Origin of the sequence: Prevotella sp. oral taxon 317 str. F0108, assembly GCF_000162415.1 — a bacterium.
Taxonomy (GTDB): domain Bacteria; phylum Bacteroidota; class Bacteroidia; order Bacteroidales; family Bacteroidaceae; genus Prevotella; species Prevotella conceptionensis.
The window spans coordinates 1-807 of sequence record NZ_GG740105.1 but is presented as its reverse complement, the minus strand read 5'-3'; the positions used below and the strand labels follow the sequence as shown (position 1 = coordinate 807).

The window sequence follows — 807 nt, the reverse complement described above, 5'->3', positions numbered from 1 at the left end:
AGCCGCTCCCGTGGCCTGTTGCGTTTTGTCACCAAACTCCCTTTCCTCTTGGTAGGCCTCGTTGATGCAATATGCGTCCCAAGCAATGCCCACCACGATTAAGGCTCTGCCCGCAACCTTGCCCACAGTTCTAAGCACTGGGGAACTCTCGATGTATTGCGTGCCTTTCCACAAGGCATCGTTGGCTTTTGTGGCAGCCTTACTGCTTTGCACGGCCTTCGAAAAGTTAGATTCCGAAATGACCTTGACAGGTCTGAGATTTGCACCCTTCGAACGAACGGACTTTATTAACCCCTTTACTTTCGTTGGAGGTTTCGTTACCTTTTCTGGTTTCCTTGTAGAGAACACATCGTCAGTTCCCTTGGTTGCGTAGTTGCTGATCTGCATATTGCCATCGCCATCAACGTGGGTCACAGTGCGTTTAAGGGTCCCATTTTTGTTTGCTGTCTCCATTGCCTCCGTATGGCTGTTTGGTACTGCACCATCAGCCAAATGATTTTCCACCCAATCTTGGCTAAGTTGTTTGCCTGAATTCCTTGTCTTCTCTGGATATCCTTTCCAAGGTTTCGCATCATCCACAATATACTCTCCATTCTTGGTGTATGCCCCGTCGAATCCCTTTCCCGTAGGCTTGTCGATGTACATCAGCGGATGTTTGCTCCGAATGTTCTGCATCCCCCTTGCGGCATAAAGCCTGTTGGCAGCCATCTCCCCATAATTGCCTTTCCTAACGCTGGTATTAAGTTCGATTATCCCTTTCCCCACATCATACAGCACCCTGTCTTGTACGAAACCGATGCACCTGTC

General features: G+C 49.2%; 1 pseudogene. It reads right to left on the bottom strand.

The window, feature by feature from the left end:
- A pseudogene (locus HMPREF0670_RS17355) lies at positions 1-807 on the bottom strand (hypothetical protein); the annotation flags it as partial.